This is a genomic window from Myxococcus dinghuensis (assembly GCF_024198235.1).
Taxonomy (GTDB): Bacteria; Myxococcota; Myxococcia; order Myxococcales; family Myxococcaceae; genus Myxococcus; species Myxococcus dinghuensis.
This window is the reverse complement of record NZ_JAKCFB010000007.1, coordinates 182652-209002: the sequence shown is the minus strand read 5'-3', so window position 1 is coordinate 209002 and position 26351 is coordinate 182652. Positions and strand designations below refer to the sequence as shown.

The window sequence follows — 26351 nt, the reverse complement described above, 5'->3', positions numbered from 1 at the left end:
GGGAGGCGCGCCGACGAGGAGCACGCCGCGCATCGCCGCCCCCGGGCCCCGGGCGGCGAGCGCCTCCACGCCCACCCGCCCCGCGTCGCCTGCCCTGCACCCGCGCCGTGCGCGTTTGACACCCGCGCGCCCGTGGACTGTGGTGGCCCCATGATTCCATCCCGTTACCGTCATGGCCTGTCCGGTCTCGTCGCCTCCGCGGTGCTCGTGGCCACGCCCGCCCTCGCCGACTGGGTCGGGGACCTGCGCGTGAAGAGCGCGCCCGCCCCCGAGCAGAAGGGCAAGGCCCCGGAGACGAAGGGGAAGATGTACGGCCGCGCGGACAAGCTGCGCATGGACCTGGACGTCCCGCAGGTCCCCGGTGGCATGTCCATCCTGTTCGACTGGGACAAGCGCACCGGCACCACGCTCTTCCACGAGCGCAAGGCCGCCACGCAGCGCAGCCTGGACGAGCTGCCGGTGAAGATTCCCGGCGCGTGCACGGGCAAGGGCCAGGACTACGACACGTGCTTCACGTCGCAGGGCTTCAAGAAGGTCGGCTCCGAGAAGGTCAACGGCCACCCCACCGTCGTCTATGAGGGCGTCCCGCCCGGCGCGGAGGACACCATCAAGCGTCAGCGCATCTGGCGCCCCACGGACCTCCCCGAGGTCGCGTACGTGCGCAGCCTGACGTACGACCTGCAGAACAAGCTCCAGGCGGAGATCGACGTCACGAACATCCAGCTCGGCGCGCAGCCGGACTCGCGCTTCACCGTGCCGGCGGACTACGAGGAGCTCGACGCCGCGCGCCCCACCGCGCCGCCGATGATGGGCACCTTCAAGGCCGAGGACCTCCAGGGCAAGTCACCCGAGCAGATCCAGGAGCTGATTCGCCAGCGCCTGAACCAGCAGGGCGCGCCGGCCACGCCTCCGGCACCGAAGAAGTCGACGAAATAGTCCCGCGTGAGCCCGAACCGGCCCATCGGGAGGCTCAGGGCCGGCGGTGCTTCGCGTAGAGGGCGTCCCGCCACTCGACGAGGTCGGCGAAGGCGGCGACGAGGGGCTCGTGGCGCCACGTCTCGCGTGTCGCGGGTCCCAATGGCAGCCACGTGTCCGCCGCGGGCACCGCGAGCTGGAGCATCGCGCACGCGGTGATGTCCGCGTAGGTGAAGCCCCCCTCGAGATAGGGCCGGCCCTTCAGCTCCGCGCGCAGTTGCTCCAGCGCGGGGACCACCGTCTCGCGCAGGGAGGCTTCGGGGTCGGGGTCCGCGCGGTGCTTGCGTGCGATGAAGCGCGCGCCCAACGCGGCGGACGGGGCGAACAAGCCGCGCAGGGCCTTCGGGATGAAGCCGGGCAGCGACTCCCGCTGGAAGGCGGGGTTGCCCGCCATGCGGCGCACCACGCTCGACCGGCCGATGGCCAGCACCCGGTCGCTCACCGCCTCCCAGCGCTGGATGGTGGGCAGGGCCTGCTCGGGGAACAGGGGCGAGCCCTGACCCTGGGCCTCCGCGCGTCGGGCGATGGCGAACGAGCCCGTCGTGACGCCGGTGTCCTCCGAGAGCTGCGGCACGGAGGGATGCGTGCCCTTGGGGGTGCGCCAGCGCAGGGCGAGCTCGTCGATGAGCGGCGTGTGCTCGCGATAGCGATATTCGACGCGATGGTGGTCCAGCGCCCAGCGGGACTTCTCCGTCCAGGGGGAGTAGCCGATGCCGTGAAGGGTTCGCATGGAAAGCAACCGTACGCCGAGCGCGGTCGGAATGGGATACTGCACGGAATGGCTCCGCCCTTCTCGCTGCACCTTCGCGACCTCAGCCCCCGGATGGCCGCCGCCTGGCGAAAGGAGTTCGGGGGGCTCGAGGGTGTCACCATCACCCAAGGCGACATCTTCTCCGACCGGGAAGGGCCCGTCTCCGCGAGCGACCCCATCGACGTTCGCGCGGACGCCATCGTCAGCCCCGCGAACAGCTTCGGCTTCATGGATGGCGGCATCGACCTGGTCTACACGTACCAGCTCGGCCCCCAGGTCCAGGAGCGACTCCAGGCGCTGCTGCGCGCCGACCACGGCGGCGAGCTGCCCGTGGGAATGGCGGTCATCGTCCCCACCGGGCGAGAGGAGATTCCCTGGTGCATCAGCGCCCCCACCATGCGCGTGCCCACGGATGTCAGCGACACGGTGAATGCCTACCTCGCCTTCACGGCGACGATTCGCGCCGTCCTCGCGCACAACCAATCCACCCTGTCGCCCATCCGCTCGGTGCTGTGTCCCGGCCTGGGGACCGCCGTCGGGAGGATGCCCGTGGACCGCTGCGCCCAGCAGATGCGCGCAGCCTGGGAGCGCGCCGCGCTGGGCAAGCCCTTCCATCCCACCCACCTCCGGATGGCGGAGGAAGACGACATGCGGATGCGCGGCGTCGTCCCGCCGTGAGTCGGGGGCCATGGTAGAAGCCGGCCCCATGAGCCCCGCGAAGAAGAAGGCCTCTCCCGCGAAGAAGCCTCTGTCTCCCGCCGCGAAGAAGGCCCCCGCCACGAAGAAGCAGACCCCGGCCCGGAAGTCGACGCCGCGGGCCACGTCCGGCGACACCTCGGCCCCGGCCACCGCGCAGACCCCGGATGGCCTCCCCATCATCGCCTTCCCCCACCCCGAGGCCTGGGAGACCTGGCTGTCGAAGAACCACGCCGGCGAGCGGGGCCTCTGGCTGAAGCTCTTCAAGAAGGGCGCGGGCACGCCCCCGCTCACCTATGCCCAGGCGCTCGACGTCGCGCTGTGCTGGGGGTGGATCGACAGCCACAAGCGGACCTTCGACGACACCGCCTGGCTTCAACGGTTCTCCCCCCGGGGTCCGCGCAGCATCTGGTCGCAGATCAACCGTGAGAAGGTCGCGGTGCTCATCGCCGCGAAGCGGATGCAGCCCGCCGGCCTGGTGCACATCGAACGCGCGAAGCAGGACGGGCGCTGGGACAACGCCTATGCCTCGCAGAGCAAGGCCAGCGTCCCGGAGGACCTCGCGGCGGCGCTGGAGGCGAACCCGCGCGCCAAGGCGTTCTTCTCCACACTCGACTCCGCCAACCGTTACGCAGTGCTCTTTCGAATCCTCAACGTGAAGAAGGCGGAGACCCGCGCGCGGAATATCGTCCGGTTCGTGGAGATGCTCGCCCGGCACGAGAAGATCCATTCATGAAGCCTGAAGTCTCTCCCTCCACGCCGGTGCTCGCCGTGCGCGAGCTGCGCAAGGCCTACGGCGACACGGTGGCCGTGGACGGCGTCTCCTTCGAGGTGGCGCGCAACGAAATCGTCGGCCTGCTCGGCCCCAACGGCGCCGGCAAGACGACCACCATCAACATGGTGCTCGGCGTGCTGGAGCCCACCGCGGGCAGCATCCACATCCAGGGCGTGGACCTGGCGCGCCACCGCTCACAGGCCCTGGAGTTCACCAACTTCGCCGCCGTCTACGCGCCCCTCCCCGGCAACCTCACCGTCGTCCAGAACCTGCGCTACTTCGGGATGATCTACGGCGTGCGGGACATCGCCACGCGCATCGAGCAACTCCTGAAGGAGTTCGACCTGGAGCGCTTCCGCGACACCAAGTGTGGCGTGCTCTCCTCCGGCGAGCAGACGCGGGTGGCGCTGGCCAAGGCCATGCTCAACCGCCCCAGCCTGCTGCTGCTGGACGAGCCCACCGCGTCGCTGGACCCGGCCACCGCGCGGGACATCCGCGCGCGCATCAAGGACTTCACGGCGAAGGGCACCGGCGGCGTGCTCTGGACGTCGCACAACATGTACGAGGTCGAGGAGGTCTGCGACCGCGTCCTCTTCGTCTCGCGAGGGAAGGTCCTGCTCCAGGGCAACCCGCGCACGCTGCCCCACGAGCACGGCAAGCAGTCGCTCGAGGAGCTGTTCATCACCGTGGCCCGCGAGCCGCTCGCGCTGGAGCACCCCTAGCCATGCGCCTGTCCCGCGCCGCCGCCATCGTCCTGCGGCAGTTCTATCTCCTGCGGGGAAGTCCCTCGCGCATCTTCCCCCTGTTCGTCTGGGTGGCCATCGACATCGTCCTGTGGGGGTTCATCACCCGCTACCTGGGCACCATCACCGCGCCGGGCATGGACCTGTTGCCCGCGCTCCTGGGCGCGGTGCTCCTCTGGGACTTCCTCACCCGGGTGATGCAGGGCGTGACGACCACGTTCTTCGAGGACGTCTGGTCCCGGAACTTCCTCAACGTCTTCGCCACACCCATGAGCATCCGCGAATACGTGCTGGGGCTGGTGCTCTCCAGCATCGCCACCAGCTCCGTGGGGCTCGTCGTCATGCTCGTGGTGGCGGGCGCCGTGTTCGGCCTGTCCATGGCCATCTATGGCGTGATGCTGGTGCCGTTCCTGCTGGTGCTGTTCCTGTTCGGCATCGCGCTGGGCATCTTCGGCACGGCGGTGGTGCTGCGGCTGGGGCCCTCCGCGGAGTGGTTCATCTGGCCCATCCCCGCGCTGCTGTCCCCGTTCGTCGGCGTCTTCTACCCGCTGTCCACCCTGCCCCCGTGGATGCAGGCGCTCTCGCGGCTGCTGCCCCCGTCGTACGTCTTCGAGGGCATGAGGGCCATCGTCGCCGGGGGCTCGGTGGCGTGGACGAACGTGTTCGTGGGCGGAGGCCTCGCGGTGCTCTACATCCTGCTGGCGGGCCTCTTCTTCTCGCGCATCTTCAAGCTCGCCGTGCGCACGGGCCTCATCGCCCGCTACAGCGCGGAGAGCGTGAACTGAGGGCCCACCGCGAACGGGCGGGCCCCCGGGCCGTCAGTCCATGAGCTGCTGCGACAGGTAGACGTGGTGCAGCGCCCAGCGGCGCGCGTTGAGCAGCGGGTCCGCGTCGTTGGAGTGCCCGCCGTCCGTGTTCTCGTAATAGAGGTACGGCTGCCCCAGGGACTCCAGCTTCGCGGCGAACTTGCGCGCGTGGCCGGGGTGGACGCGGTCGTCCTTGGTGTTGGTGGTGATGTACGGCTTGGGGTAGCTCACGCCCGGCTTCAGGTTCTGGTAGGCGGAGTACTTCGCGATGAACGCGGCGTCCTCGGGCACCTCCGGGTTGCCGTACTCGCCCACCCAGGACGCGCCGGCCGGCAGCTTGTGGTAGCGGAGCATGTCGATGAGCGGGCTCTCGATGACGGCCCCGTTGAGCAGCTCCGGGTGCTGCGTCATCACCACGCTGGTGAGGACACCGCCGTTGGAGCGGCCGTAGATGGCGACCCGGCGCGGCGAGGTGAACTTCTTCCGCTCCAGGTCCTCGATGACGGCGGCGAAGTCGTCGAACGCGTGCTGGCGCTTCTCGCGCAGCGCGGCCTGGTGCCAGCGCGGGCCGAACTCGCCACCGCCCCGGATGTTGGCGATGACGTAGGCCCCGCCCCGCTCCAGCCACAGCTTGCCCACCTGGGGCAGGTACTCGGGCGGCTTGGAGACCTGGAAGCCACCGTAGCCGTACACCACCGTGGGCGTGCTCCCGTCCCACTTCATCTTCTTGGGGCGGACGAGGAAGTACGGCACCTTCGTCTTGTCCTTCGACGCCACCCAGTGCTGCTCCACCACGTGCGTGGACGCGTCGAAGCGCGCCGGCAGGGCCTTCACCTGCTTCACGGCCTTGGACGACGCATCCCCGAGCCACAGCGACGTGGGCGCGAGGAACCCCTCGGAGCCGGCGAAGAACCGGTCATGCGCGGACGAGGTGGCGACGATGTCCACCGACGCGTTCCTCGGCATACCCAGCCGCGCGCGCGTCCAGCGGAGCTTGCCCGGGGAGTACACCTCCAGCGTGCCCTTCACGTCCTCGTACAGGTTGACGAGCAGCTTGTTGCGCGTGCGCGACACCGACTCGATGGCCTGACGCGGGCCGGGCTGGAGGATGAGCGCGGGCTTCGCCTTCGCCGGGTCCGCCTTCAGCGCCGCGAGCGGATACGCCAGCAGCGCGCCCTGCTTGAAGCGGCCCCAGTCCTCTTCGATGGTGAAGACGACCTGCCCCTGCACGAAGGCCTGGAGGGACACCTTGCGCGGGAACGGCAGGCGCACGGGCGCGGCGTCCGTGAGCAGCCACAGCTCGGACTCGAAGAACGTCACCGCGCGGTTGACGATGACGCCCTCGAGCTGGCCCTCCGGGGCGCGCAGGAGGAAGGCCGACGCGGAGACGTCCGTGGGCTCGCCCCGGAACACCTCCGTCGCCGACGCCAGCGGCGTCCCGCGCTTCCAGCGCTTGAGGACGAAGGGGTAGCCGGACTCCGTGAGCGTGTTCTCGCCCCAGTCCCGGCCGACGAGCAGCGTGTCCGCGTCCAGCCAGTCCGAGGACTGCTTGCCCTCCGGGATGCGGAAGCCGCCCTCGACGAACTGCTTCGCGGCGGCGTCGAACTCGCGGACCTCCACCGCGTCCTTGCCGCCGTCGGAGAGCGAGACGAGGCAGCGCTGGTCCGCGGGCGGCAGGCAGTCATGGCCCTTGAAGATCCACGGCTGGCCCTCCGCCTTCGCCAGGGCGTCCACGTCCAGCACCGGCACCCACGCGGGCTGTGCGCTGGCGTAGCCGTCCGTCGAGGTGTGACGCCAGACGCCGCGCGGGTTCGTCCGGTCCTGCCAGAAGTTGTCCACGCCGCCCGCGCGGAAGGACGGCGCCGGGATGCGGTCGGTCGCGGTGTAGATGGAGAGCGCCTCCTGGAGGAAGGGCTCGAAGCGCGGATCCTTCTCCAACACCTCCAGCGTGCGCGCGTTCTGGGCGCGCACCCACTCCAGCGCGCGTGTCCCCTCCACCTCCTCCAACCAGAGGAAGGGGTCCTCCTCGGCGGCCACCGCCACGGAGGCGGTCAACAGCCCGGTCAACAACGGCGCGACGAACAACCTGCCCATGTCCTCGTCTCCCAGTGGCGATGCGGGGGGCTCGGGAACACGGGGCGACCGCCTGCATTCCTGCGGCGGTCGACTCACCGCGCCCCAGGCAGGCAGCTTCTCCCAGGCGCCTCCCACCGTCACCCCCGGAGCGCCTGCCCACCGATACTCGGGGACGGGGACGTCTCCTCCCACCGTCCCATCGGACCACGAGACGAGGCGGCGGCCAGCCACCTCCCTCGAGCAGGTCGTGCGCGCATCGTCGTTGAAGGCGGACCTCGCGAGCCCGACGGACGCACCTCCGCTCCCTGTCGGAGTCCGCGCGCGAAGTGCGCCTCCCCGCCCCGCGAGCGGGGTGATTCCGCCCCAGGAGCCCCACGGAACATCCACGGGACTCCGGGCCTAGAACTTCCCGGGACCTCGTCCGTTGAGAGCCGCCATGACCTTCTCCGTCTCGCGGCTCCTGGGCGCCCTCGCCGCCCTGGGCCTGACCGTCCCGCTCCTGGCGCTGCCCCCGTCGGGCTTCGCCAGACCGGCTCCCCCCCTCCGGCTGGGGGAGCCCCGGTTCCAGACCTACCTCTCCACGGACAAGCCCATGTACCGGCCCGGGGAGCAGGTCCTGATGCGGGGGCTGATGCTCCACGCCGACTCCCACAGCCCCTTCAGGAGCCCGCTCAGCGCCCAGGTGGAGATTCGCGGTCCCAAGGGAGACGTCGTCCTCCAGGGCGCCGTCAGCGCGCAGGACGCGATCTGGGGACACGCCTGGACCATTCCCGAGGGACAAGCCGGCGGCGAGTACACCCTCCGCGTCAGCTATCCCTACCTGGGCGCGGCTCCGGTGGAGCGCAAGTTCGACGTGCGCGCCTACCGCGCGCCGCGCCTCAAGTCGCAGATCGTCTTCCTCCGGGATGGCTACGGCCCCGGCGACACGGTCACCGCCACGCTCGACGTGAAGCGCGCCGAGGGCGGCATCCCCGTGGGGGCGAGCGTGACGGGTGACGCGCTCGTCGACGGCGTCAGCGTGGCGCAGGTGCCCTGCACCGTGGACGCGACCGGGCACTGCACCATCCGCTTCCCGCTGCCCGCGGTCATCGAGCGTGGCGAGGGCACGCTCGCCTTCACCATCCGGGACGGGGGCGTGGTGGAGACGGCCGCGAAGACGCTCCCCATCCTGCTCCAGACGCTGGACCTCGCGATGTTCCCCGAGGGCGGTGACCTGGTGGCGGGGCTCCCCTCGCGCGTGTACTTCGAGGCGAAGACGCCGGCGCGCAAACCCGCGGACCTGCGGGGCGTCGTGGTGGACCAGGAGACGGGCAAGGTCGTCGCCACCGTGGCCTCGGAGCACGAGGGCCGCGGGCGCTTCGAGCTGACCCCGCGCGCGGGCGCGACGTACGCGCTGCGCATCGACGCTCCCTCCGGCATCCGCAAGACGTTCCCCCTGCCGCGCGTGAAGCCCTCCGGCGCCACGCTCCGCGCGGTCGACGACATCGTCCCCGCCGGCGCTCCGGTGCGGCTCGTCGTCGGCGCCCAGGGCGTGGGCCGCGTGTCCGTGACGCTGAGTCAGCGCGAGAGCCGCATCGTGACGGCCCGGCTCGACGACACCCGCGGCGGAGAGGTGACGCTGAAGCCGCGTGACGAGGACGGCGTGCTCATCGCCACCGTGTGGGACGCCGACAACCGCCCGCTCGCGGAGCGGCTGGTGTTCCGGCAGCCCGCGAAGGAGGTCTCCCTCGAGCTGAAGGCGGACCGTCAACGCTACGTGCCCGGCGGACCGGTGGAGCTGACCGCGCGCACCACGCGCAACGGGAAGCCCGTCTCCGCGCTGGTGATGCTCACCGTCACCGACGACGCGGTGCTGGAGCTCCAGGAGAAGCGCGACCAGGCGCCCCTGCTCCCGGTGATGGTGCTGCTCGAGCCCGAGGTGAAGGAGCTGGCCGACGCGCAGCTCTACCTCGACAAGCGCGACCCCAAGGCGCCGCGGGCGGTGGACCTGCTGCTCGGCACCCAGGGGTGGCGCCGCTTCGCCCTCGTCGACCCCATGGCGTTCCTGAAGCAGCACGGCGACCCGGCCCTGCGCGCGTTCGCGGTGAGCCAGCTTGGCTCTCCGGTTCGCCCCGCCGTGGCCCGGAACAAGGGCATCGGACTCCGTCGGGAAGACCTGCGCCCGAGGGCCGCGGCCGGGCCAGAGGACGACGCCGTGGAGGGAGGCGTCCTCGCCGAGCTCGCCGCCGCGGTCCCCCCCGCCCCCGTGGCCCAGGACAAGGCCGCCCAGGAGGACCTCCCGGCCGCGCCTCCCGCGGAGGTCGCGCTGCGCGACGACGCGGCGTTCGCCGGCGCGGAGCTCAACGCCGACCGCTTCGAGCCGGCCAAGGCCGCCAAGCGCAAGATGGAATGGGACGAGGACCGCTACATGGCCGCCCCGCCGCTCGCCTACGTCCGGGAGTACGCGCACCTCGCGCGCCCGGGCCGCAAGGCGGGAGACCGCCAGGACTTCGCGGAGACGCTGTACTGGACCGCGGGCATGCGCACCCATCCCCAGACGGGCGAGCTCACGGTGCGCTTCGCGATGAGCGACTCGGTGACCACGTTCAAGGCGCTCGGCGGCGTGGTGGGTGACGACGGCGCGCTCGGCTCGGCCGTGGCGACGCTGGAGTCCGTGCAGCCGTTCTACGTGGAGCCCAAGCTCCCGCTGGAGGTCACCTCCGGCGACGTGGTGCGCCTGCCCGTGGCGCTGGTGAACGGGACGACGGCGGCGCTGACCGACGCCCGCGTGAAGCTGGACGTGAAGGGCGCGGTGAAGTTCGCCGGGGGGCAGGCCATGAGCCTGGCGGCGGGTGCGCGGGGTCGCCAGCTCTACTCGCTGGAGATCGGCCGCGCGACCCAGCCCGTGGACGTGAAGCTCACCGCGAACGCCGGGGACTACACGGACGTCGTCACGCGCACGCTGTCCATCAAGCCGGAGGGCTTCCCCGGGCGCGTGGCGCTCGGCGGACTGCTCTCCGGGGAGAAGCCGGTGAGCCACCTGGTCACCCTGCCCGACGACCTCGTGCCCGGCACCGTCCGCGCCTCCATCAAGGTGTACCCCGCGCCCCTGGCCAACATGACCGAGTCGCTCGAGCGCCTCATCCAGGAGCCGAGCGGCTGCTTCGAGCAGACCAGCTCCACCACGTACCCCATGACGATGGCGCAGCAGTACTTCCAGACGCACTCCGGGGTCAGCCCGGCGCTGGTGGCGTCCGCGAAGGAGAAGCTGGAGCGGGGCTACCAGCGGCTCGTGGGCTTCGAGACGAAGGAGCGCGGCTACGAGTGGTTCGGCGAGGCGCCGGGCCACGAGGCGCTGACCGCCTTCGGCCTGCTCCACTTCATGGACATGAAGCAGGTGCGCGACATCGACGCGGCCATGCTGGAGCGCACGCGCGGCTGGATGCTCAACCAGCGCGACGGCAAGGGCGGCTTCGCGCGCAAGCGCCGCGCGCTGCACGTCTGGGTGGAGGACGAGGACACCTCCAACGCGTACATCACCTGGGCGCTGCTGGAGAGCGCGGACTCGCGCGCCTCGGTCGCGCGGGAGCTGTCGCGCGAGGTGGCGACGGTGAAGGCCGCCGCGACGCGGAGCACCAACAGCTACGTGGTGGCGCTCGGCGCGAACGTCCTGTCGCTCACCGGGGACAAGGCCGGGGCGAAGACGCTCATGTCACGGCTGGCGAGCCTCCAGGGGAAGAACGGCGTGGTGGCCGGCGGCACGCAGTCCATCGTCGGCAGCTCGGGTGTGACGCTGGACGTGGAGACCACGGCGCTCGCGGTGCTCGCGTGGCTGCGCGAGCCGGAGTACCGGGGCTCCGTCGAGCAGTCGATGAAGTTCCTCGCGGAGTCCAACGAGGGTGGCCGCTACGGCGCGACGCAGAGCACCGTCCTCGCCCTGCGCGCCATCATCGCCTACGACCGCATGCGCGCCGCGTCGCTCGTGCCGGGGCAGGTGAGCGTCTACGTGGAGGGCCAGCCCGTCGGGAAGCCCGTGCGCTTCGACGGCTCCTCCCAGGAAGCCCTCGCGCTGCCCGACGTGAGCGCGCTGCTCGGCCCCGGGGGACGCCGCGTGGAGCTGCGCATGGAGGGCGGGGCCCAGCTCCCGTACTCGGTGGAGGTCACCTACTCCGCGCGCCTGCCGAAGAGCTCGAAGGAGACGCAGGTGTCGCTGGAGGTGTCGCTGGCGAAGAAGCAGCTCACCGAGGGCGAGCCCACGGAGGCGCGGGTGATGGTGCTCAACCGCACGAACCAGAAGCTGCCCACGGCGGTGGCCATCTTCGGGGTGCCGGGCGGCATGGAGGTGCGGCACGACCAGCTCAAGGAGCTGGTGCAGCGGCAGGTGGTGGATGCCTACGAGGTCATCGGGCGTGACGTCGTGCTGTACTGGCGCGGCATGGAGCCGCGCAAGCGCATCGACGTGCCGCTGTCCCTCGTGGCGGCGGTGCCCGGCACGTACACCGGGCCGGCCAGCCGCGCGTACCTGTACTACACGGACGAGCACAAGGTCTGGACCGAGGGCGTGAAGGTCTCCATCGCCCCCAAGTCCTGACCGTGTCCCCGGTCAGGGGCCCTGGAAGCCCTTCGCGCGGAAGGTGAGCACGAGGGTGTCCCGGTGCCCCTGGCCCCCCAGGGGTTGGATGGGCGTGCTCTCGTGGATGACGCGCTCGTCGTCCAGCAGCAGCGCGGACCAGGGCTCCGTCAGCGTGAAGCGGATGCCGTTGGGGCCGGTGGCCTCGAAGACACGCGTCTCGCCGCCCTTGATGCCCTCGCGTCCCACGAGCAGCACGGCGACCAGGTCCACGCCGTCACGATGCGCGCCCTCGGGCGTGGGCCGGCCGATGCCGTCCGTCGTGTCGATGCGGAACTGGTGCGCCTCCACGAACCAGGGCTGACGGCCCTTCAGCTCCGAGGCCCGCGCCGCGATGGCGGCGAGCAGTCGGTCCCACTCCGGCTGGGAGACGACGCCGGGAAGCATCGGCTCGAACCAGCGCTCCAGTCCGCCGTGCAGCGCGTTGTACTCCACGGGCTGCCAGTGGGCGCGGTGGGGCACCGGGCGGACGGACTCGCCGTCGACGACGAAGCACGCGTGCCGCCGCGAGCGGTAGCGACCGCCGTCGCGGAGATAGCCGTCGGGCGGCAGGTCGTTCCACGTGGGGCTCCAGCCGTCCAACGTCTCGGAAGGGACGCCCACCAGCGCGCTGAGGCCCGCGCGGTCGAGGACGGCGAAACCCCGCTCACGCAGGGCGGGGAGGACTTCGGAGGGAGTGACGACGGGCGGAGAGAAGCTCATGTGTTCGCGCGGGGACTTCCGGGCGAGTCATCGTCCTTCCCGGCACCGTCGTCAACCGTCACACATGGCGTGGCTCCCGGCCGACACAGTCGTGGGGCCTCCCAGGGATGAACTCCCGGAACCCGGGCCCCCCGTCCGCTCGGGTGTCAGCCTCCCCGGGGCACCCACGGGGTCACCATTGGGCGCGTCCCGGCGAGCCCCGCCAGACGCCTCGGGTGGTGTTCGATCAACTCGGCGGAGCCGATGTGTGGCTCCTCCTCGGAGCCCTCGAAGTCGAGACTCACCGTGCCCGAATGGACCGCCTTCCCGGACTCCGAACGGACGACGTAGCGGAACCGCCAGCCGACGAACCAGTCCCACTCCCAGAGGCTGAGGTAAAGCCCCCCCTGGAACCGGTGCCGTGTCGTGGACACGGTCCATCCCGGGACCTCGAGAGGCGCCTCCCCGAGTGGTTCGAGGAGGAAGGGGCGCACCCGCAGGAAGCAGACCCGCAGCGGTGTGAGGCCCGCGAAGTGTTCCAAGAGCCAGGCGACCGCGTATCGAAGCAGCCGCGTGTTCCGTACCCGCTCGGTCTGAACCTCCGACCACCAGCGGCTCACCGCATCGCAGGGGTCGTTGCGCCCTTCCCGGAACCTCGGCCCGCGCACCTTCTGGAGAGAGGCGAACGGCGTCAGGTTCAGCGTGGTCTCCGCGTGCGACACGACACCGACCCGCTCCAGCGTCCACCACCTGTCGAAGTGCTCCAAGGTCGGAGGCGCGGGGGACAGCAGCGTGCGCAACGCGCGTCGGAGTCGGGCCTCCTTCTCCGCGCCCCACCCCTCGGCGTCCTCCCGTGTGGCGGGAATCCTCGCCGGGTCTTGTGCCGGCTCGCGCGTGGGTCGGGGTCCCCCCTCGACCTCCTTGTCCGCCTCGCACTGGAGCTCGGCCAGGATGGTCAACTTCATGCGCATCTCCCAGGTCTCGCGATGCTCGGACTGACTGGGGGTCTCGGGCACCACCTCGTCCTGACTCCAGAGCCGGGGCTCCTCCAGTTCGGAGCCGGGCAGGTGCTCGCACAGCCATTCGAGCAACGCGCTCTTGGGGCGCAACACGTAATGCGTCGGGAGACTCAGGGTCCACGTCATGGAGGTCCTCACGGTGATGGTGTCACCGGCAGGCCATCCGCCTCGGCCGGCTCTCTGGCGACGTCGGGTTCGCGTCAGGGCTGACGCACCGTCCGGCGGCGCTCGGAGACCGACACTTGATTGCATCGACCGCCCGTGAGACAGCACCTCGGGAGACCTCGGATGCCCGCTCCCTCCGCGCCCGTCACCACCGGCTTCGTCCTGCTCGTCTTGTGCATGGCCTGTCTCCTCGTCGCGGCGACGTGGCGCGCGGGCAGGCGGCTGGGCGAGCCGCTCCAGGTGAACGCCCGCTGGACGCTCCTGTCCGCCGCGCTCGTCGCGGTGGTCATGGCCGTGACGGGCGTCCTCGCCGCGCGGGGCGCCTTCGCGGACATGCGCTCCGCGCCGCCCGACATCTTCAAGGCCCTCCTCCCCACGGTCGTGCTGACGTTCGTCCTGGCGTTCTCGCGGTTCGGGGACCGGCTGGTGCGTGGGCTGTCATTGAGCGCCCTCGTCGGCTTCCAGGTCTTCCGCGTCCCCGTGGAGGTGGCGCTCTGGGCGCTCCACCGCGAGGGCACGCTCCCCGTCGAGATGACCTTCGAGGGACTCAACTTCGACATCCTCACCGGGCTGAGCGCGCCCGTCCTGGCGTGGCTCGTCCACCGGGGCCGCGCATCGCGCCTGCTCGTCGGCGCCTGGAACACGGTGGGGCTCGCGCTGCTCCTCACCATCGTGGCCATCGCCAACCTGTCCTCGCCGCTGTTCGAGCACCTCTTCCACGCCGAGCCGCGCAGCACCCTCATCACCACCGCGCCCTTCATCTGGCTGCCCATCGTGCTCGTGCAGGCGGCGCTCCTGGGACACCTGCTCGTGTACCGGTGGCTCCGCCAGCCCCCCGCCGTGAAATGAAGCGTCCCCCGAGCAGCCGCCACGAAGGGCGCCACCCGGGGGACGACTCCACTCGGGGCTCGGGTCACTTCTTGCCGTAGTCGAGCTTCGTGCCCTTGCGCTGCGCGTAGATGTACGCCTCCATGGCGCGCAACCTCGGGTCTCCGTCCGCGAGCGGGATGCCGCGCACCGGGTTCTCGATGCACCAGTTGATCATGTCCCGCAGCAGCGCCACGCGGCCCAGTTGCACCTGGTACTTCGGATACGTCTCCGGGTGAGTGTTCGCCGCGTCCGGGTGACACATGTCGCAGGAGATGGCCACCGTGCCACCGAGCGCCTCCGCGTCGTGGAACACGCGGTGGCCCTCCTTGACGAACTGCTCGGTGGACGCGGCCCAGATGGCCTCGTCGCGCGAGGTGAACGCGCCGTAGGTCTGTCCGTCCTGGATGTTCACCCCGGCCTCCTTGCGCACCTGCTTGCCGCCGCTGTCCGCCGTGATTCCGCCCTCGCGCACGCTGCTCCCCACCGCGGGCTTCTGCACACCCGCGGGGGGATTGGGTGTCCCCTGCGTGGGCTGCTTCGGGGCCTGCGCCAGCACGGGTGGCGGCGTGGGGTCCCAGTTCGCGTCCGGGTTCTTCTTCCGCCAGGCGTCCATGAGGTCGCCCGACACGCGCATCGCCTGCTCGCGCGTCAGCTTCTGTCCCTCCTTCACCCCCTTCACCTCGAGGGAGGTCTCTCCGTCACACATGCCGACCACGAGGTTGCCGTCCTTCGACGCGGGCACCTGGTGGCGGGGCAGCTCCGTGGTCGCCTGGGTCGGCGCGGGGCTCGTGGCCAGCGCCACGCCCCCCACGAACGACAGCAGCGCGCACATTCCCGCAAGCAGCTTCATCCGGAAGGTCATCGTGTCCCCTCGCGCTCAGTAGCTCGGAAGCTTCGTTTGGGGCGGCGCGTCCTGCTTCCCGTTCGACGTGAGGTAGCTCGCGCGCACGGTGATGGGATTGCGCTCCCAGAGGTTGTACAGCTTGTTCACCAGCCCCGCCTCCGTCACCTCCATCCGCCCGTCGCCGCACCCGTCGAACTGGCTGAACGGGTCCGGGCGGTTCATCTGCACCGTGAGCTTCGGCAGCCCCTCCGGCGCGTACGGCCACGGCCACGCCGTGGACAGCATCCCGTGGAAGGAGATGTTGCCGATCTGGTTCGACAACATCTGGTGCGTGTGCCCGTGGATGACGGTGACGCGCTCGAAGGGCCGCAGCAGCGCCTGCACCTCGTCCGCGTCGTCCGTCCAGAAGTTCCAGGGCCGGTAGTACTTGTAGAGCGGGGAGTGGCTGAAGACGATGATGGGCGTCTTCTTGTCCACCTTCGCCAGGTCCTGGCGCATCCACTCGCGCTGCTCGTTGCCCACCTCGAAGCGGGACTGGATGCCGTTGTCCAGGCCCGCGACGATCTTCATCCGCTCCATGGGCGAGAGCTTGCGCTCCGTCCAGAAGTCCTTCTCGTGGATGGAGTTGAGCACCACGAAGTGCACGCCCTTGTGGTCGAACGCGTAGTTCGGCGCGCCGAACAAGTCCCGCCACAGCTCCCCCATGTCGAGGAACCAGTCGTGCTCGCCCACCATCATCCGCACGGGGGCCTTGACGCTCTTGAGGATCTGCGCGCCCAGCTTCAACTCGCCGGCCTGCCCCAACTGCGCCAGGTCTCCGCCGAAGAGGACGAAGTCCGGCTGCGGGTCCAGCCCGTTCACGTCGTCCACCGCCTTCAGGATGGAGCGCACGAACCGGTCGTTGAGCTTCTGTTCGTAGAGGTGCGTGTCGGAGATGTACGCGAAGGAGAAGCGTGGCTTCGTCCCCTGCGCCTCCGCCACGTTGACCAGCTGGAAGCCGTGCGGCGTGCGCAGCCCCATGCCCGCGGCGATGCCGGCGGAGATGCCCGCCACGCGCAGGAAGGCGCGGCGGTCCAGGCGCTGGAGCTGCTCGAAGAACGCGTCGCGCTCCTCGTGGTGCTTCGTCTCGATGCTGCGGAACTTGTTCCCCATGGGCGGCGCCTCCTCAGGGCTGCTTCGTCGAAGCGGGCTTGGCCAGCGTCTCGGTGCCGTACACACCGATGTCCGCCGGGTTCTTCACCGCCAGGTCCGGATTCGGGGCCAGGTCACCCAGGTTCCCCTTCTTCCCCATCGCCACGGCCGTATCCCGCTCGGGCCGCTGTCCCTTGCGCGCCCGCTGGCGGGCCAGCTCCTGCGTGTTGAACTTCGCGAAGCGCTCGTCGGTGAGCGTGAAGAGGAAGGACACCAGGTCGTCGATCTCCGCCTCCGTCAATCCCAGTCGCTGCATCCCTCCGTCCAGGAACGGGTTGGCGACGCCCCCCTTGTTGTAGTGGTCGATGACGTCCCACAGCGTCACCAGCGAGCCGTCGTGCATGTACGGGCCGGTGATGCCGATGTTGCGCAGGGTGGGCGTCTTGAAGGCCCCCACGTCGTTCTCCTGCTTGGTCACCAGGAAGCGGCCCAGCTCGGAGAAGCGCGTCTGGAGCGCCAGCTCGTCGATCTGCTTCTCGTCGCCCAGGCGCACCACCTTCAGGCCCTCGCGCGCCAGCTGCGGGAAGTCCTGCTTGTGCGCCGCGACGCCGATGTTGTGGAACTTCTGGTCGCTGAACAGCGGGTTCACCGCGTTGCCCGCGTGACAGGCGTTGCACCGCGCCTTGCCGTTGAAGAGCGCCCAGCCGCGGCGCTCGGTGTCGGTGAGCGCCTTGCTCTCGCCGAAGATGAAGCGGTCGAAGCGCGCGCTGCCGGAGAACTGCGTGCGCTCGAAGGCCGCGATGGCCGCCGCCAGGTCGTCATACGTGACGTCCCGCTTGAAGACCTGCTGGAAGGTCGTGGCGTACTCGGGGATGGCGCGCACCTTGACCACCACCGCCTCCGGCGTGGGCATGGCCATCTCCACCGGATTGAGGATGGGCAGCTTCGCCTGGTCCTCCAGCGTGGCCGCGCGGCCGTCCCAGAACTGCGAGCCGTTGAAGAGGGCGTTGAGCACCGTGGGGCTGTTGCGCATGCCCTTGAGCCCCTTCACGCCCTCGGACACCGTCTTGCCGTCGGTGAACCCCTTGTTCGGGTCGTGGCAGGTCGCGCACGACACGCTGTCATCCAATGACAGCCGCTTGTCGTTGAAGAGCTTCTCGCCCAGCGCCACCTTCTCCGGCGTGGGCGCGGCGCTCGCGGGCACCGACACCTTCCACAGCACCGCGGAGACCCCTGGAGGCAACGGGTCCGGTGGCGGCGCCGAGGCAGGTGGGTTGGCCCACCCCTCGTGGACGGACAGCAGCACGGCGAGCGACAGGGCAACGCCGGACGGCGTTCGCATGGTCACCCCTCCCAGCCGGCGACGGACGACGCCACGAGGAAGTCGCGGCGCGCGAAGCCGGAACTGCTCTCCCCCGCAAAGACCATTGTCCCCGGGTGGGGAGCCAGCCTGGAGACGCGGCAGTGTCCGCCACTGGAACCCCTCCGCATGGACCACCCCGTCGGAGTGTCGACCAGTGGAAGGGTGAGGCGTCGTGTCGCCAGTGACGGGCGCGGCGCTCAGCGCGCGGGGAGGCGGAAGTCGCGCGCGCGGAACAACAGGCCGGAGGCCGTCGCGGGCGCGAGCACGGCGGCGGTGATGACCAGCCAGTCCACCGGGCCCCGCGCGCGCACCGCGTTGAAGGACGCGGCCTGGACGAAGGTGAGGCACGCGTCCGCGGCGGTGAGGCCCGCGAGCATCGTGGCCAGCCCATCACGCCAGCGGCGCACCAGCGAGAAGAGGCCCGCCGCGAGCGCCACGTCGAACAGCACCCAGCCCCACTGCACCCCCGCCGAGGGGAACCAGCGCCCGGTGGCCGGCAGCGCCAGCAGCAACGTCCACGGGACGAGCAGCACCGCCAGCGCCTGCACCAGCAGCCGGGGCCTGCGCAGCACCGTGGCCACGCCGAAGCGCACCAGGCTGCCCCGCGCGAAGGCGCGCAGCGCGTCGTACAGCGCGAGCCAGCTTCCGCTCGACGCCGGATAGGAGAGGTGGAGCGGCACCCACGCGTCGGGCCGGAACTTCGCCTTGAACGCGCGCAGCCCCTCGAAGTCGAACAGCGGGCGACCACAGGCCCGCGCCAGCCGCAGCCAGGGGCGCACCGGGCCCGCCAGCGGCGCCAGCCCCAGCGTCACGTAGCGCCGCCCCTCCCGCGCCGCCGCGCGCATGGCCGCGTCCACCAGCGTCTCCGCCGTGCCGTTGGGGGACTCCGGGTCCCTCAGCAGGTCCTGGAGGAACCAGCCCTCGCGGGCGTAGACGGGCGACACGAGCAGCACGCCCATCAGGGTGTCCCCCACCTCCGCGACGAAGACGCGACGCTCGCGCGCGAAGGCGTCCGGACGCACCTGCACGAGGAAGCCCATGGGCGCCATGCGTCGCGACGCGAGCCAGCGCTTCTTCAAGCGCTCCACCGCCTGGCGCGTGGGGTGTCCGTCCTCCTCCAGGAAGGCGGCGGGCACCTCGCGCACGGTGACGCCGTGGGCGCGGGCGCGACGCAGTTGCTCGCGCAGGCTCCGGCTGCCGCGCACCACGCCCTCCCAGCGCGCCGGGTCCCACTCCGGCTGCTCTCCGATGGTGAGCGAGGCCAGCGGGACGCGCTGGGTGAAGCGGGGCTCGGTGGCGAAGAAGCACGCCCGCCGCCCCGCCGCGCGCGCCGCCTCCTGGAAGCGCGCCGTCACCTCCGCGAGCCGCTCCGGGGCCGACACGGGCGCGCCCGCCGCCACCCACGCGCCGCCCGTGTCCACGTAGGCCACGCAGGCCTCGGACGATGCGTCGAACCAGTAGCGGAAGCCCGGCTGGAGCACCTGGAACGACGTCGCGTTCCAGCCGAAGCGGCGCAGCAGCCCGAGCACCCGCTCCCGCTCGTCCGCGACTGGGTTCGTCACTCCGTCCACGTGCTCCTCACGCCGACTGCCACGCGCGCGCCCTGCGCCGGGCATTCTCCAGGCGCCGCCGATGCGCGCCCAGCAGGTCGCTCCGGGTGATGATGCCCACCCCGCGCCCGGGCGTCTCGCGCGACGGCACCGGCAGGCGGCCCACGCCCTCCTCCGACATGAGGTCCGCCGCCTCGCGCAGTGAGCTGTCCTCATACGCCACCGCCGGAGGTCGGCCCACCACGTCCCGGACGCACCGGCCCTCGGCCTCCCGCCACCCACCAACCCCACTCCGTCGTACCACCGGCTCGAACCCCACCTCGGGCACGTCTTCCGGCGCTGATGGAGCGGCCCCTGGACTCACAGGGAGCCCCATGGATTCTTCGAGCCGAACCCCTGAGCCCGCCGGGAGCCGCGCGACGTGAAACAACACCACGCGGGCCGCGAGCGGACACACCCTCGCTCGCCTGGTGGCTCGCATGCGGGCCGATACATCCCGGTGTGTCAGACACCACCCATCTTCCGTGTGCCCCTCGCGCGCCTCCATCATCCGAGGGGCCACGCCGACCGCGCGGTGGACGGTCGACACACCGCGTGTCCACGCGAACCCGACACGAGCCCCCACCCCAGGAGCCCCCTGCTTGTCCCCACTCGAACACCCTGGAACGCGAGGTCGCGTCAGGCGCGTCCTGCCCTGCGTCCTCGCCGCGCTGCTGTCTCCCGCCCTCGCCTCCGCGGAGGACGCCCAGGGCGTCCGCACCAACACCGCGCGCCTGTTGGGTACCGACGCGGCGGAGGTCATCGACGCCCCCGTGCTCGGGTTGCAGCGCACCGCGCTGCCGCTGTTCGCGGGGCTCGCGGTGGACACGTCGCTGTACGCGGACGCGCTCCTCGCCCCCAACCTGGGCCTGCGCTGGGCGGCGGCCGCCGGTCCGCACCGCTTCGTGCTCGGGGCGCGCTACACGCACTTCGTCGGCGCCTCCGTGTACTCGGGCGTCGTGGAGTCGGAGGCCCCCTCCGTCACGCGCTTCGAGCCGGAGCTGAGCGGCCCCGCGTTCTACGGCGTCTACGGCCTGTCCTTGGGCCGACTGCTGCTCCAGGCCGAGGCGCGCTACGCGCACTACACGTCGGACTACCTGTCCTTCACCGCCGGGGCCGCCTTCCAGTTCGCGGGGAACTGGTCCGTCGTGGGTGAGGCGGGCCTCCGCGTCGAGGGCGGCCCGGCGGCCCGCCTCGGCGCCGGCATCCGCTACGGCGGCGAGCACCTGGGCCTGGGCGTGGGCGCCACCTACGTGGACCTGAACGACCCGGCCGTCCCCGGCGAGAAGCTCGCCGTCCTCCCCGTCCTCGACCTCTCCTGGACCTTCCGATGAAGACCCGCGCCCTCCTCATCCCCTGGTGCCTGCTCGTCCTGGCGTCGTGCTCGGCGCAGATCTCCATCGAGACCGAGCCCTTCGACGTGCGGGTCCCCGTCACCTCCCTGCTCCAGCCCGTCTACGCGGAGCTGGCCATCGACCTGCCCGACGAGTCGGTGAACACGCAGGACCTGGACATCGTCGTGGAGCAGGTGGCCGCCCGGCTCACCGTCGTCAACCCGTCCTCGTCGCTGACGCTGCGCACCGCGATGCGCCTGTCCTTCACGGGAAAGGCCACGCCGGACGACCCCGTCTTCTACACCGACCTGAACCTGCCGACGTACTACGCGCAGGCAGCGGAGATCCTCCCCTCCCGCGAGTTCGCCCCCAACACGACGACGCCGCTGCGCCTCGACTCGCCAGCGCTGAAGCAGGCCATCGGCCGTCGCCGCGTGTGGTTCATCGTCAGCAACACGGTGGTGAGGGGTGGACTGACGCCGCCGCAGCTCCCGGTGGAGATCCGCCTCGAGGACATCGTCTTCGAGGCGCTCATCACCAAGCCCTTCCCGGGGCTCGGCGGCGCGCTGGAGAACGCCGGGCTCTAGCGGGCCGTCGTCGGGTATGAACCCGGCCATGTCCCTGAAGCATGGCCCCCTCTTCATCGCGCTCCTCCTGTCGCTGCCCGGCTGTGCCCACCGGGCGGCGGAGGTGCGGCCCGATACGCGGACGACCTCCCACTGTGCCCAGGCGCCCCTGCTCCAGCGCTACGCGCGCAGCGGCATGGTGGAGGCCCTGTCGGAAGACCGGGTGCGCCTGTCGGTGCTGGCGGACGTCCACGGCCAGGACTGCGGGACGCCGGACTGCTACTTCACGCGGGTCCAGGCGGTGTTCCACTTCGCGGGCGGCGACGCCTGTCACGTGGAGGAGGTGGAGGTCTCCACGGAGGACGGCGGGTGCGGACAGGAGGCGCCTCACGTCGCGCCCAGGCTGGAGACCTTCGTTCCACACGGCGCCTCGGACCTGGCGGACCCGACCCTGGCGCAGCTCGTCCTGCGCACGCGCCAGGGCGACCGCGCGCTCGTCGTCCTGCCGCGAAACCTCTTCTACTTCACAGACGTGAAGGAGGGCGCCCCCCTCCACACCACCCTCCCCACCGGCGAGGAGGACGAAACGGAGTGCTGCTGGGGGGCCTCCATCGCGGAGGCGAACTTCCGCGAGGAGCCGGCGACCGAATAGCTGCTCCCGGATACTCCCGCGCCACGTCCGGGTGACGGTCGGGACACCGCCCCACCGTCTCCATACGCGGCACCCGGCAAGTCCAGGTCCCCCGTCGGCGGCCCAGCGGGCCGACACGAAACACATCGAACCTCTCGGTTCAACCCTCGCCGTCCGTGTCGTCGTCCGCCGCGTCCGTCGTCTCCGCGGGCGCACGTCCCAGGAGCCGGTCGATGTCCGCGCGGGCCGTGTCCGCCTCCGCGCCGGAGAGGCGCCCCACGGAGGCGAGCTGGTCGACGATCCAGTGCGCGCGCTTCCACAGCGCGCGGGAACCCGAGGACGGCGAGCGCTTGCGCGGCGCCGGCAGCATCGCCGCGAGGATGGCGCCCTGCGCGGGCGTGAGCTGCGAGGCGGACACCCCGAAGTGTTCGCGCGCGCCCGCCTCGATGCCGTAGACACCGCTCCCCCACTCCACCACGTTGAGGTACAGCGCGAGGATGCGCTTCTTGGGGAGCGCCTCCTCCAAGCGGTGGGCGAGCACCAGCTCCTTCGCCTTGCGCAAGAGGCTCCGGTCCGTGGACAGCCACAGGTTCTTCGCCAACTGCTGGGTGATGGTGGACGCCCCGCGCCCCAGCTTCCCCTGCTTCCAGGCCTCCTCCATGGCCTTGCGGACCTCCACCGTGTCCACGCCCTCGTGCACGTAGAAGCCCGCGTCCTCCGACACCAGCACCGCCGCCACCGCGTGACGGGAGATGGCGCCGAGCGAGACCCAGTGCTGACGCCGGCGCGCCTTCTTCCCCGCCTCGCGAGCCTCCTCCGCGCGCTGGTCCATCAACGCCGTCGACTTCGGGTTCTCCTTCACCAGGGGCTCGGCCTCGGGAAGGCGGACGTACTCGACGACGCACACCCCGAACACCAACAACCCCAGCGCGAGCACGACCCGCCGACGCCACCGCGCGCGCCGTGTGACGGGTGACGCCCCCGTCGGTCCCGAGGCCATGGCGACGGGGCGCGCCTCCAGGGAGCTCCCGGTCACCGCGCCAGCGCGCCCCGGCTCCGAGGGCGACGGCCGTCCATCCGTGGTCGACATCCCGGCGGTGCATAGCGCCTTTCGGCGCCCGGCGTCACGCGCCGCCCGGGCCTCGACTCACCGCCCGGCCTGTCGCGCGGCGGAACCCCAGCGCTCGTCCACGGAGGCGAAGCCGGCTACCAGCTCTCCAGCCAGGTAGCCTCGGTTGCGCTTGTCGCGGCGGCGAATCCAGTCGTTGAGCACGCGGCCTTGCGCGTCCTTGCGCGCCTCCGGCTGGTCCAGGTTGAGCCGGCTGCGCTTCACCCCGCCACCCGCGCGGTGGACGAACGTCACCGTGCCGTCCACGGCGATCCGCTCCACGATGCCGATGTGCGTGAGGCCGTCATTGCGGTGCCCGTCCTTGTTCCGGTCCACCGTCTCCCGGAAGAAGACCAGGTCCCCGGGACGCGGCACCGAGCGCAGCGAGCCCAGCTCTCCCGCCTTGCGGTAGATGGCCTTCACCCCGTTCTCCCCCGGCAGGGTGCGCTCCGGCATGAGACTCAGCCCGGCCTTGCGGAACGCGAGCTGCGTGAGCCCCGAGCAGTCGTCGTTCACCGACGTGCTCACCGTCGCCAGCGAGCCCAACCCCACCCACGCCTGCGCGCGCCACACCGCGCGCTCCGCCAGCGACACGGTGGGACGCGGGGACGCGCGCCGCTTCGCGGCCTCCGCCGTGCAGCCCCACACCCACAACCCCACCACCACGCCCAACCACGCTCCCCGCCCCATGCCCCTGGCGAGAGCAACCGGCGTGCCTCCTTCGACGCCTCGCGTGTCGTCCTGTCCTGGACACCCGCCCCGGGTCCCCGCGCCCGCGCCGTGGCGAATCCGTTTCCCACGATGGCGGAGACCTTCGCCCCGCTGTCACCCGGACCACCCAGGGTGGGCGCGCTCAAGCCCCGGGGTCGGCAGACGGCAACGCCTCCATGCGCCGCAACCGGGGCTCCACGGGAAGCTCCAGGACGAAGGTGGCGCCCACGCCGTCCTCATCGATGAGCCGGACGGACCCGCCATGCGCCTCCACGATGCGGCGCACCAGGTACAGCCCCAGGCCCAGCCCCCCGTACTCGTGGACCGACACCGCGCGCTCGAAGGGGGCGAAGATGCGCTCCACCGCCTCCGGAGGCACGCCGATGCCCCGGTCCCTCACCGTCAACCGGGCGCGGTCCCCCACCTGCCACAGCGCCACGTCCACCGCGGAGCCCGCGCCGAACTTGATGGCGTTGACCAGGAGGTTCGACAGCGCCTGCTCCACCCGCCGCCGGTCCAGCCACCCGGGGACGGGATGGGACGTCCGCTTCAACTCCAGTGAGGTCCCCACCCGCGCCGCCTCCGACAGGTGTCGCGAGACCACCTCCTCCACGAGCTCGGCCAGGTCCACCCGCTCGCGCCGCAGCGCCAGGTCGCCCGACGTGAAGAAGCTCACGTCGAGCACGTTCTCCACCAGCCGCGTCAGCCGCCGCACCTGGCGGAGGATGGCGTCCAGCTTCCCGGCCAGCTCCGTGCCACGCGATTGCGCCAGCAGCCCCTGGACCCGCAGCGTGAGGGTGGCCAGCGGGGTCCGCAGCTCGTGCGCGGCCACGGCGATGAAGTCCTCGCGCACCGCCACCGCCTCGCGCGCCTCGCCCAACAGCCGCGCGTTCTCCAGCGCCAGCGCGCACCGCCGCGCCAGGTCCTCCGCCAGCACCTCGTCGCGCAAGCCCGTGTCCCGCCCCTCCTGGGTCATGGTCAGCGCCAGCGCGCCCACCACCCGCCCGCGCACCCGCATGGGCGCGAGCACCCCCGAGCCCCCCGGCCAGCTCCACGCCCGCGTCTCCGGAGGCACCGGCGGGAACTGGCCCCGGAGGCCCCACTCGCTCGCCTGCGTCCAGCCGGAGGCCGCCACGCGCTCCACCAGGCCGCCCTCTCCCGAGAGCCAGATGGCGGCCCCCGTGGCGAACTCCGGGACGAGCAGCCGCGTCACCTGCGGCAGCGTCACGCTCCAGTCCGAGGAGCGGGCCAGCACCGCCCCCGCGCGGGCCAGCACCCGCTGCGCCGCCTCCGCCCGCCGGCGCTCCGCCACCACCGCGGCCACGGTGAGCGCGGACAGGCCGAGCGCCGCCATGAACACCTGCGTGGACATCACCCGCGAGGCCACCGGCACCGGCAACGCCCCGAACGGCCCCTGCCCCAGCCGGGTGAACGCCACCGCGATGGCGCTCATCACCGCCGACGCGCTCGTCGCGCCGCGCCCGCCCAGCCGCAGGGCCGCGACGATGACCAGCGGGAACGCCGCGTAGGGCAGCGTGGTGGTGATGGCCGGCGAGTCCGGCACGTCGTCGCTCCGGAAGATGACGAAGCCCACGAGCGCCACCGCCGCCAGCAGGCCCCACAGCTCCACGAGCCGCCACGGACGCGCGGCCCCGCGGTGCGCGGGCCACCACGTCAACATCAGCGGCGCCACCAGCACGGTGCCCAGCACGTCGCTCAGCCACCACACCTCCCACTCGTGGGCGAACGAGGCCGCCGACCCCAACCCCCACTTCGCGCCGAGCGCCCCCAGCGTGGCGCTCGGCAGCGCGGCCACCCCCGCCCCCAGCACGAGCAGCCCCAGCACGTCCCGCACGCGGTGGAAGCGCACGACGGGCCCCAACCAGCGCCGCATCGACGCGGCGCCCACCAGCGTGCGCAGCACGTTGCCCACCGCCCAGGCCGCCCCCACGCCCCAGGGCAGCCCCTCCGCCAGCACGGAGCCCAGCTCGGCCGCGAAGATGGCCAGCAGCAGCGCGGGCCACATCCACGTGGGCGAGCGCAGCAGGAAGGCCAGTGACAGCCCCGCGGGCAGCCAGAGGATGGCGCTGCTCATGGGCGGGAACACGAACCGGGCGCTGACGACCTTCAGCGCCTCGAAGGCCACCGCCAGCAGTACCGCGCGCTCCCAGGCGGCTCGCCCCAACGAGAGTGCCATCCCGCCTCCCATTCCAAGGTAAGCAGCCCGCGCCCCCGGAGCCCCGCCCCCGGAGCGGGCGGGCCGGCCGCCCCGCCGGTAGAGTGCCCGGCCGTGGCGCCCTTCCCCTACTTCCACGCGCTCTCCCCGCAGGAACAGCACGTCTACCGGATGAGCGACGCCCTGCCCGTCCCCCGGCTCGCGCGGCCCGCCCTCCCCCGCTTCTACGTGGGCGCGGTCCGGGAGGCCCTGCTGTCGGGCGAGCGCCTCCCGCTGGAGCGGGCCACCACGCGGCTGCTGGACGCGCTGTGCGCGCAACTGGGCCTCCCCCCGCCCCGCGTGGAGGTGCTGGACGTGCGCCCCGTCACCGCGGCCGAGGGCGAGCTGCACGGCCTCTACGGCTGGGAACCCGGCCAGCGGCCCCACGTCCACGTCTGGATGCGCACCGCGCGTCACGCCCGGGTCGTGGCCTTCCGCACGTACCTGCGGACCGTCCTCCACGAGCTGTGTCACCACCTGGACTTCCAACTGCTGGAGCTGGGCGCGTCGTTCCACACCGAGGGCTTCTTCCGGCGCGAGTCGGGGCTCTTCGCCCAACTGCTCCCGGAGGCCCCGCCCCCGGCCCGGCCCCCCTCGTGGCAAGGGTGTGGCGGCGGACACCCCACCCCCGAGACGACGGGTTTCTTGCATCCCCGTCACAGAAGTCGGAGCACGCGGCGCCGACGGGGCTAG

Annotated in this window: 23 protein-coding genes; 11 read left to right on the top strand and 12 right to left on the bottom strand. The window is 71.6% G+C overall.

Going from position 1 to position 26351, the window contains the following annotated elements; genetic code table 11:
• Positions 1-150 precede the first annotated feature (150 nt).
• Positions 151-936, top strand: coding sequence for a LolA family protein (locus LZ198_RS13015; RefSeq protein WP_253972252.1), 786 nt, complete (start codon positions 151-153; stop codon positions 934-936).
• Between the two features lie 34 nt (positions 937-970).
• Here LZ198_RS13015 and LZ198_RS13010 read toward each other — a convergent pair whose 3' ends face one another.
• Positions 971-1705, bottom strand: a complete 735-nt coding sequence (locus LZ198_RS13010; RefSeq protein WP_253972251.1) for a glutathione S-transferase family protein — start codon at positions 1703-1705, stop codon at positions 971-973.
• Between the two features lie 48 nt (positions 1706-1753).
• Here LZ198_RS13010 and LZ198_RS13005 point away from each other — a divergent pair, with 48 nt between their 5' ends.
• From LZ198_RS13005 to LZ198_RS12990, 4 genes are read left to right on the top strand one after another with little or no spacing between them, the layout of a single operon-like run.
• Positions 1754-2404 (top strand): macro domain-containing protein, encoded by a 651-nt coding sequence (locus LZ198_RS13005; RefSeq protein ID WP_253972250.1) that lies wholly within the window; start codon positions 1754-1756, stop codon positions 2402-2404.
• 28 nt (positions 2405-2432) lie between these two features.
• Entirely contained in the window at positions 2433-3158 is a 726-nt protein-coding gene (locus tag LZ198_RS13000; RefSeq protein ID WP_253972249.1) for a YdeI/OmpD-associated family protein, read from the top strand.
• A complete protein-coding gene (locus tag LZ198_RS12995) occupies positions 3155-3919 on the top strand; it encodes an ABC transporter ATP-binding protein (RefSeq protein ID WP_253972248.1) in 765 nt (254 codons plus the stop codon). Before LZ198_RS13000 ends, LZ198_RS12995 begins: the two co-directional genes overlap by 4 nt.
• A gap of 2 nt (positions 3920-3921) precedes the next feature.
• Positions 3922-4725, top strand: coding sequence for an ABC transporter permease (locus tag LZ198_RS12990; RefSeq protein WP_253972247.1), 804 nt, complete (start codon positions 3922-3924; stop codon positions 4723-4725).
• 33 nt (positions 4726-4758) lie between these two features.
• Here LZ198_RS12990 and LZ198_RS12985 read toward each other — a convergent pair whose 3' ends face one another.
• Entirely contained in the window at positions 4759-6840 is a 2082-nt protein-coding gene (locus tag LZ198_RS12985) for a prolyl oligopeptidase family serine peptidase (RefSeq protein ID WP_253972246.1), read from the bottom strand.
• A 418-nt stretch (positions 6841-7258) separates the two neighbouring features.
• Between LZ198_RS12985 and LZ198_RS12980 the strand changes: the two genes are divergently transcribed.
• Positions 7259-11392, top strand: coding sequence for an MG2 domain-containing protein (locus LZ198_RS12980; RefSeq protein WP_253972245.1), 4134 nt, complete (start codon positions 7259-7261; stop codon positions 11390-11392).
• 12 nt (positions 11393-11404) lie between these two features.
• On the opposite strand, the gene LZ198_RS12975 is transcribed toward LZ198_RS12980, so the two are convergent.
• Positions 11405-12133, bottom strand: coding sequence for a 2OG-Fe dioxygenase family protein (locus LZ198_RS12975; protein ID WP_253972244.1), 729 nt, complete (start codon positions 12131-12133; stop codon positions 11405-11407).
• A 146-nt stretch (positions 12134-12279) separates the two neighbouring features.
• The gene (locus tag LZ198_RS12970) at positions 12280-13257 is read right to left on the bottom strand and encodes a hypothetical protein (protein WP_253972243.1); all 978 of its coding nucleotides are present in this window, start codon (positions 13255-13257) and stop codon (positions 12280-12282) included.
• 162 nt (positions 13258-13419) lie between these two features.
• Here LZ198_RS12970 and LZ198_RS12965 point away from each other — a divergent pair, with 162 nt between their 5' ends.
• The gene (locus LZ198_RS12965; RefSeq protein WP_253972242.1) at positions 13420-14145 is read left to right on the top strand and encodes a hypothetical protein; all 726 of its coding nucleotides are present in this window, start codon (positions 13420-13422) and stop codon (positions 14143-14145) included.
• A 64-nt stretch (positions 14146-14209) separates the two neighbouring features.
• Here LZ198_RS12965 and LZ198_RS12960 read toward each other — a convergent pair whose 3' ends face one another.
• From LZ198_RS12960 to LZ198_RS43410, 5 genes are all read right to left on the bottom strand, one after another.
• Positions 14210-15016 (bottom strand): c-type cytochrome, encoded by an 807-nt coding sequence (locus LZ198_RS12960; RefSeq protein ID WP_323382477.1) that lies wholly within the window; start codon positions 15014-15016, stop codon positions 14210-14212.
• Positions 15017-15043: 27 nt separating this feature from the next.
• Entirely contained in the window at positions 15044-16162 is a 1119-nt protein-coding gene (locus tag LZ198_RS12955) for a metallophosphoesterase family protein (protein ID WP_253972240.1), read from the bottom strand.
• Between the two features lie 13 nt (positions 16163-16175).
• Entirely contained in the window at positions 16176-17483 is a 1308-nt protein-coding gene (locus tag LZ198_RS12950) for a cytochrome-c peroxidase (protein WP_253972239.1), read from the bottom strand.
• Between the two features lie 218 nt (positions 17484-17701).
• Positions 17702-19066, bottom strand: a complete 1365-nt coding sequence (locus LZ198_RS12945) for a phosphatidylglycerol lysyltransferase domain-containing protein (protein WP_253972238.1) — start codon at positions 19064-19066, stop codon at positions 17702-17704.
• Positions 19067-19082: 16 nt separating this feature from the next.
• Positions 19083-19298 (bottom strand): CBS domain-containing protein, encoded by a 216-nt coding sequence (locus tag LZ198_RS43410; protein WP_253972237.1) that lies wholly within the window; start codon positions 19296-19298, stop codon positions 19083-19085.
• Positions 19299-19695: 397 nt separating this feature from the next.
• Here LZ198_RS43410 and LZ198_RS12935 point away from each other — a divergent pair, with 397 nt between their 5' ends.
• The 3 genes from LZ198_RS12935 to LZ198_RS12925 are packed head-to-tail and all read left to right on the top strand — an operon-like array spanning position 19696 to position 21645.
• Positions 19696-20427 carry a porin family protein gene (locus tag LZ198_RS12935; protein ID WP_253972236.1) on the top strand — a complete coding sequence of 244 codons (732 nt, stop codon included), beginning with the start codon at positions 19696-19698 and terminating at the stop codon, positions 20425-20427.
• Entirely contained in the window at positions 20424-21014 is a 591-nt protein-coding gene (locus LZ198_RS12930; RefSeq protein WP_253972235.1) for a hypothetical protein, read from the top strand. Before LZ198_RS12935 ends, LZ198_RS12930 begins: the two co-directional genes overlap by 4 nt.
• A 28-nt stretch (positions 21015-21042) precedes the next feature.
• On the top strand, positions 21043-21645 hold the full coding sequence (locus LZ198_RS12925; protein ID WP_253972234.1) for a hypothetical protein: 603 nt from the start codon (positions 21043-21045) through the stop codon (positions 21643-21645).
• 139 nt (positions 21646-21784) lie between these two features.
• On the opposite strand, the gene mtgA is transcribed toward LZ198_RS12925, so the two are convergent.
• The 3 genes from mtgA to LZ198_RS43205 form a co-directional block, all read right to left on the bottom strand.
• Positions 21785-22624, bottom strand: coding sequence for a monofunctional biosynthetic peptidoglycan transglycosylase (mtgA, locus tag LZ198_RS12920; protein ID WP_253972233.1), 840 nt, complete (start codon positions 22622-22624; stop codon positions 21785-21787).
• Between the two features lie 147 nt (positions 22625-22771).
• Positions 22772-23422: an NlpC/P60 family protein gene (locus LZ198_RS12915; protein ID WP_253972232.1), complete on the bottom strand. Its 651-nt coding sequence runs from the start codon at positions 23420-23422 to the stop codon at positions 22772-22774.
• A gap of 163 nt (positions 23423-23585) precedes the next feature.
• Positions 23586-25640, bottom strand: coding sequence for a sensor histidine kinase (locus LZ198_RS43205; protein ID WP_267145468.1), 2055 nt, complete (start codon positions 25638-25640; stop codon positions 23586-23588).
• Between the two features lie 93 nt (positions 25641-25733).
• On the opposite strand from LZ198_RS43205, the gene LZ198_RS12900 reads away from it, so the two are divergent.
• Positions 25734-26351 (top strand): hypothetical protein, encoded by a 618-nt coding sequence (locus LZ198_RS12900; RefSeq protein ID WP_253972231.1) that lies wholly within the window; start codon positions 25734-25736, stop codon positions 26349-26351.